The sequence below is a fragment of the Mesorhizobium waitakense genome (assembly GCF_056431085.1).
The window spans coordinates 1-6,593 of record NZ_JBWKME010000066.1; the positions used below are offsets into that span (position 1 = coordinate 1).

6 protein-coding genes and 2 pseudogenes are annotated in these 6,593 nt (G+C 58.6%); 5 read left to right on the forward strand and 3 right to left on the reverse strand.

The window, feature by feature from the left end:
- From AC07FD_RS15795 to AC07FD_RS15810, 4 genes and pseudogenes are all read left to right on the forward strand, one after another.
- Nucleotides 1–307, forward strand: a pseudogene (locus AC07FD_RS15795) (amino acid ABC transporter substrate-binding protein); the annotation flags it as partial.
- Between the two features lie 93 nt (nucleotides 308–400).
- Entirely contained in the window at nucleotides 401–1,879 is a 1,479-nt protein-coding gene (locus tag AC07FD_RS15800) for a DUF3300 domain-containing protein (RefSeq protein WP_478350586.1), read from the forward strand.
- A 21-nt stretch (nucleotides 1,880–1,900) separates the two neighbouring features.
- Entirely contained in the window at nucleotides 1,901–2,872 is a 972-nt protein-coding gene (locus AC07FD_RS15805; RefSeq protein WP_478350587.1) for a DUF2950 domain-containing protein, read from the forward strand.
- 137 nt (nucleotides 2,873–3,009) lie between these two features.
- Nucleotides 3,010–4,323, forward strand: coding sequence for an amino acid permease (locus AC07FD_RS15810; RefSeq protein WP_478350588.1), 1,314 nt, complete (start codon nucleotides 3,010–3,012; stop codon nucleotides 4,321–4,323).
- Between the two features lie 366 nt (nucleotides 4,324–4,689).
- Here AC07FD_RS15810 and AC07FD_RS15815 read toward each other — a convergent pair.
- Nucleotides 4,690–5,017, reverse strand: a pseudogene (locus AC07FD_RS15815) (polyphosphate kinase 2 family protein); the annotation flags it as partial.
- A gap of 101 nt (nucleotides 5,018–5,118) precedes the next feature.
- Nucleotides 5,119–5,448, reverse strand: a complete 330-nt coding sequence (locus tag AC07FD_RS15820) for a hypothetical protein (RefSeq protein WP_478350589.1) — start codon at nucleotides 5,446–5,448, stop codon at nucleotides 5,119–5,121.
- A 390-nt stretch (nucleotides 5,449–5,838) separates the two neighbouring features.
- Here AC07FD_RS15820 and AC07FD_RS15825 point away from each other — a divergent pair, with 390 nt between their 5' ends.
- Entirely contained in the window at nucleotides 5,839–6,096 is a 258-nt protein-coding gene (locus AC07FD_RS15825) for a hypothetical protein (protein WP_478350590.1), read from the forward strand.
- A gap of 186 nt (nucleotides 6,097–6,282) precedes the next feature.
- On the opposite strand, the gene AC07FD_RS15830 is transcribed toward AC07FD_RS15825, so the two are convergent.
- Nucleotides 6,283–6,593, reverse strand: a 311-nt coding sequence (locus AC07FD_RS15830; RefSeq protein ID WP_478350591.1) for a hypothetical protein, incomplete at its 5' end; no start/stop codon positions are given.

A 6,593-nucleotide genomic window follows, 5' to 3' on the forward strand; every position in this document is an offset into this window, starting at 1 on the left:
TGCCGCTGGTATCGCACGGGTACTCGATCACAGCTCGGATGTCTTTTTTGGGGACCGGCCAATCCTGGCGGACGCCACAGCTGACGGCCCATCGGCCGGTGAAGTGATCGTCCTTGACAGGCTGTTCACGTATGAGCCGATCGCCCTGTCCCTCGCAAGAAACGACGATGACTTTCGCCTTGTTGTGGATCGAGCCCTGAGTCAGTTCTACAGGTCCGACAATTTTCCTGAGGTGTATCGGAAATGGTTTGGAACGCCGGACGAAGGCGCGTTGGCCTTCTTTCGCCAGGCCGCGATACCGGAGTGAACTTCTGTTTAGGCAGCGAGTTTGGCGGGGGACATTGGAGAATTAGCACGGCACTCTGATCAGCATCCCTCGCCGGCGAATGGAGTTTGGGAAATGGATATGAAGGTCGCGGGTCTTAATTTCAGCCGAATGGTCTTCATTGCCATGATGCTGGCCGGCAGCTCGCTGCCGGTCCAGGCGCAGAGCCAGCAGAGCCAGAAGGCAGCTGCTGATGCATCGGCGACCGGGGCTCCGGCTCCCGAAGCACAGGCCCCAGAGCCGTTGTCGGACGATGAGCTTGAAGTCCTTGTGGCGCGGATCGCACTCTACCCAGATCAGTTGATCGCCGTGATTTCAGAGTCCTCGCTGTATCCGCTCCAGATCGTGGAGGCTTCGCGCTTCCTGGACAAGAAGGCAAAGGACGCCAGCCTGCAGCCCAAGGACACCTGGGACGGCAGCGTCATTTCCCTCCTCAACTATCCCGAGATCGTCAAGATGATGAACGACGACCTGGAATGGACACAGGACCTGAGCGACGCCCTGACCTACCAGTCGAAGGACGTCCTTGCCGCCATTCAGCAATTGCGCGACGAAGCCGTTGCCAAGGGCATCATAAAATCCGACGACAAGGTCACGGTCGTCCAGGAGAACGACAATGTCGTCATTCAGCCGGCGGCGGCCGAGAAAATCTATGTGCCCCAGTACCAGCCTGAGATGCTCTACGCGCCGGACTACCAGCCGGCGCCGGTTTCCTACTATCCGGAACCCTATCCCAGTTACTATTACCCGACGGCGCCTTACTTCGCTGCCGCGGTGACCGGTGTGCTTTGGGCAGCCGCTGTCGACTGGGACAACTGGGACGTTTGGGGCGGCGGCGGCTGGGGCGGCGACATCGATATCGACTGCAACAAATGCTTCAACAACATCAATGGCAAGGTCAATTGGAACGACGTGGACTGGAAGAACGTCGATCGGTCCAAGATAAACATCGACAGGGACCAGTTGGCCAAGTTTGATCGCACGAAAATCAAGGACAACATCAGAGCCGACCGAGGAAACTCCATTCGAAACAAGGCGACCAACGTCAGAAATGAGCGTGCTGGGAACCTGTCCACCGCCAGGGCGAAGACCGCGGATGTGCGCAAGAGTGCGCTGAATGGCCAAAGAAGGAACGCAAGCGACCTGGCTGGAGCCAATAGACCGAACGCCGGCCAGCGCCCGAATGCCGGCCAGCGCCCGAATGCCGGCCAGCGCCCGAATGCCGGCCAGCGCCCGAGTGCCGGCCAGCGCCCGAATGCCGGCAAGCGCCCGAATGCCGGCAAGCCAAAAGCAAACAAGCCTGGTAACGTCAGTCGTCCGTCAGGTAAGGCGAAAGCCGGAGCCAAGGTCGACCGTCGCCCCAACAAGCCGTCAGGTCTCGGCAATGTGAACCGAGGAAAGGCCGCGCAGATACAGTCGAACCGTGGCCGGCAGTCCATGGGCGGCGGCGCTCGTGGGGGCGGTGCCCGTGCCAGAGGTGGTGGCGGACGCCGTCACCCCGGTGGTGGCGGACGCGGTGGCGGACGCGGTGGCGGACGCGGTGGACGACGCTGACTTCAACACGGGATCACGACCATGATTGGCTTTCTGACAAGCTTACGCTCATGCTTCGGCGCTGCGGCTATCGTCACGACGCTGGCCGTCTCGTTGCCGGTTGCGGCGCTTGCGCAAGAGCAGCAGGATAAACAAGACCAGGGCGACATATCCTCGTTCGCGTCAGACAATGAGCCGCCGACTTTCAATGATCCGAAGGCTGCGGTCGACGCGTTCAAGGCCGCTCTTGTCGCGAACGATTTCGATGCCCTCGCCAAGCTTCTCGGGCTCGATGCGCAAAAGCTGAAAGCGGATGAAAACACCATGTCGACCTTCGCTCAGATCCGCGAGGGGGCGGCCAAGCAACTGGTCGTCCAGGACTTGGCGGACCGCAAGCTGCTGCAACTCGGCGCCAAGCTATGGCCGCTTCCATTTCCTCTGGTCAAGGGCGAGGACGGCAAGTGGGCTTTCGACACATTTGCGGGGCTCGAAGAGATCGTCAATCGACGCGTTGGAGAGAACGAGCTTCAAGCGATCGAGACCATGGGCGACTACGTCGATGCGCAGCGTGAGTATGCAGCACAGGACCGGGACGGCGACGGCGTACTCGAGTATGCGCAAAAGCTGATCAGCAGCGAAGGCAAGACCGACGGTCTCTATTGGCCTGCGGCACAAGGCGATGGCGACAGCCCCGCCGGGGACTTCGCCGACGAGGCTACCTTGCAGAAAGCCAAACAGGGTGAGGGATATTTCGGTTACCGGTTCCGCATCCTGACAGGACAGGGCGACAACATCGATGGTGGCGCCTACGACTATGTGATCAACGGCAACATGATCGCCGGCTTTGCATTGGTCGCCTGGCCAGTGAAATACGGCGAGACCGGTGTGAACACATTCGTGGTCAACCAGCAGGGCATTGTCTACGAGACAGACCTCGGCCCTTCGACTGAAGCGATAGTCAAGTACATCGATCGCTTCAACCCGGGCGAGGATTGGACCCTCGTAAATGATTGAAGTGGGGCCGGTGCAGAATGAGCGGCAGGTGGCGCCCGGCTCCTGGTCTGTTGCCAGGAATTTTGCGGCTTGCTGTCAGCCATCATCATGGCGAGCAGCTTCGCTGCCAAAACCAATAGCTGGAGGGAAGGCGACTGATGCCAGCTCAAGAGAAGGGCAAGAGCCTTGGGGTCGCCGCGTGTACGGCCATCGTTGTAGGAAACATGGTCGGGTCCGGGTTTTACCTCTCACCAGCTGCCGTGGCGCCATACGGGAATCTTGCCATTCTCGTCTGGATAATTATGGGTGCAGGCGCGATATGCCTTGGCTTGACGTTCGCCAAGCTCGCGCGGCTGGCACCAGCTACAGGCGGACCCTATGCCTACACGCGACTCGCGTATGGCGACTTCCCCGGCTTTCTAATTGCCTGGGGATATTGGATCTCGATTTGGGCGTCCCTTCCTGTTATTGCGGTGGCTTTCGCCGGTGTGGTGATGAACCTTTTCCCATTCCTCTCCGGTCGAGCCACGGCTGTGCTACTGACACTTGGTGCGATCTGGGCGGTGGTGCTCATCAATCTTCGCGGTGTCAGTGCCGCCGGGCTTTTCGCTCAGGTAACCACCTACACGAAGTTGCTGCCCTTCGCCGCGATCGCTATTGTGGGTCTATTCTTCATCGACCTATCGCATTTCCATGATTTCAACCCCAGCGGCTTGCCTTTGATACAGGCAAGTGCCGCTCTCGCACCCCTCACCATGTTCGCGTATCTCGGCCTCGAATCGGCAACCGTTCCGGCCGGTGACGTGCGCAATCCGGGGCGCACCATTCCCTTTTCAACCGTCCTCGGGATCGCAATTGCCGCGACACTCTACGTTCTTGGCACCATTGCGGTCATGGGACTCTTGCCGCGGGAGGAGCTGGTTCGCTCGCTTTCGCCATTCTCTGACGCAGCTCGGATTATGTGGGGACGATCGGGAGAGATTGCGATCTCAATCGCCATAGTCCTCTCGTCGATCGGCGCGCTTAACGGATGGACATTGCTGATGGGCCAGGTGCCGATGGCGGCAGCACGCGACGGGTTGTTTCCTCCGGTTTTTAGCAGGCTCTCGGCGCGAAGTGTCCCCGCAACAGGAATTGTCATATCGGCGCTTTTCGCCACTGTTCTCGTGTTGGTTCAGGCCGCTGGCTCCGAAGGCTTTGCAGCCATCTACAAACTGATTGTTGGGTTGAGCACGATGACCGCGGTGATCCCATATGCCTTCTGCGCGCTGGCAAGTAGCCTCGTATCTGCTCGCATCAGCGGCGGCGCACGGGTCCCGCGCGTAACAGTGATCGAACTGATTGCATTCGTGTTTGCAATGTTCACGCTGTACGGGTGCGGCGCGCAACCGGTGCTCTACGGACTCGTGCTGCTGCTGCTCGGCATCCCGGTATTTGTCTGGCAGAGGCGGCGTGGCATCTCTTCCGCGTAACCGCGCATCTACGCGAGCTCGCTAATACCTATCGGCGAAAAGCCGGCGGCTGGCCCCGGCCTCAATACGGGCGTCCCACCCGAACATAGACGACTGTCGAGCCCCGGTAGCGCGGCCGCATCCAGTAGTTTCCGCATTTTCGATAGGCCACCCCACCATATGTGACGGGGACGCAATTTCCTGGCAGCCTGGAAACGGACGAGCCAGCCTTCGTTATACCGCTTGTTCCAGTTGTTGCCATCATAGTGGTCGCTGCCGCCAACACCCGCGGCTGCCTGGCTTGCCAGGTAGAAAGGCGTAGCAAGGAACAAGGCCGAAAGAACTGCCAGTGATTTCCGGATCGTTGTCATGGTGACCCCTTAGCTGCACCATCTCGCCTCCGGCGGCCAGGTGCCGGATGTAGCGTTGCATGTAGATCTGGGTTTTCTCCCGATCGGTCGGCGCGGGCAACGCGGAACACCCGCGGGCGGACCATCTCGGTGATACGCTTGATCACGCCGCCTTTGCCGGCGGCGTCACGGCCCTCGAAGATGATCACGATCCGGGCACCGGACTTCTTTATCCAGGCCTGAAAATGCGAAAGCTCGACCTGCAACCGGGTGAGTTCTTTCGCGTGATTTTTTCCATCCGATTTCCCCTCGGCCGGCTCGGAAATCTTGGTCTTCTTCTTCTTCTTCTTCTTCTTCCTACTCATATCTTCCTCCGCTCCTTTGCCGCGCATCATATCTTAAGGCACTTTTGAATGTCGCCTGCAGGAAGAACATGGCAGGCGACCACGATAGTCTGCCAGGGCTATCATGTGCGCTCTTGCTCCCCCGAACCCAAAAGATGCGTGATGATCTCGTCTTCAAGCTCCGCGGTGAGAATCGTGTACTCTTCAATTCGAGATGAATGTCTCGGCCGCTCCTTTTTCAGATTTGTCAGTGTTTTCCGCGCCAAGTGGTAGTCAGCACATAATTCGCGCAAAGCTTCGTCCTTACCGATGCGTAACTTGATCAGATCGGCAACGTCGATGAATCGAGCCAGCGCCCTCGTCAGTGGCAACGACGGGTTCGGCTCTTTCATCGGCATTTCTGCGCGCCCTTTGACTGAGGTCAAAGACTGAGGTTCAAAGCCTGAAGTCAAAAATCATGTCTCCTCTGCAGTCGGCAGGCAAGTAAGTTACTGTAGTCGCGAGAAACCTTTGGGACAGCGGGGCGCGCGCTGGGCACTCGACCGCGTTTCCCATCGGCCGTAGTCCCCAGAATCCATGATTTCCGGCGCATTTTACTGTGGTTCGATCAACACGATCGTTCCTGTCCCCAAGGACAATGTCCCGGCAAACAAGGCACGCTCGCACAATGGCTGGATTTTACCAATTCATAACATCATGACCATGACAACTCCGCTGACATATACTTGGTCAAGGAGGGGGCTCCGATACGTAGTTGTTCCGGTTCGAACTCACAGGTTCACAAGTCGCGTCTAGGGGTGTCGTATGAGCAGCGTTGCCGAAATTCAGTGCATACAAATCTCTTGGAGCCCGAAAACCCAACCGGGGGCGCGAACGAAGGCTGCAGGGATTTGCCAATCGACCCGGAGAGCTGTTTTCCGGAAGAAGTGCGTGCAGAGTTGCGCCGCGTGATGGAATCGCCGCAGTTCGACTGTTCGGAACGCAACCGGCGATTTGTCGAGTACGTGGTCGAGGAGGCGTTGTCAGGCAGGGCCGATCGCATCAAGGGCTATAGCATCGCAATAACGGTGTTCGGCCGAGACGTCAGGTTCGATCCGTAGCTTGACCCCGTGGTCCGCATGGAAGCCAGACGGTTACGCAGGTCGCTGGAGCGCTTCTAACTGACTGACGGCAGCAGCAGCATCAAGATCGAATTGCCAAAAGGCGGTTACGTGCCTCTGGTCTGGAATGGGTTCAGCCGTGGCCGGATGAATGCTTCCGGCGAGTTAGAGCTCCGTGATTACGGTTCATCGGTCCTTGTGACCGAATTCGAAGCCGAAGGAGAACAGGCAATATTGCTGAACTTCAGCAGGGGGTTTGCCCGTCAACTTATGGTTGGGCTCAACCGGTTCCCGAAACTCTTCGTCTTCAGGCCAGATGCAATTCTGCCACGCGCTTCGGCGCTTGACGATCAAGCGTTGCCTGCACGCGCGCAAGTCGAATTCATATTGACGGGTAGCACGGCAGTTTTTGGCGACGTCCTCGAGCAGACTCTGTTGTGGACAAGAAAACCCGGCGGCAACCCACCGGGTTTCGGTTTCGCCGAAGCGAGACCTGT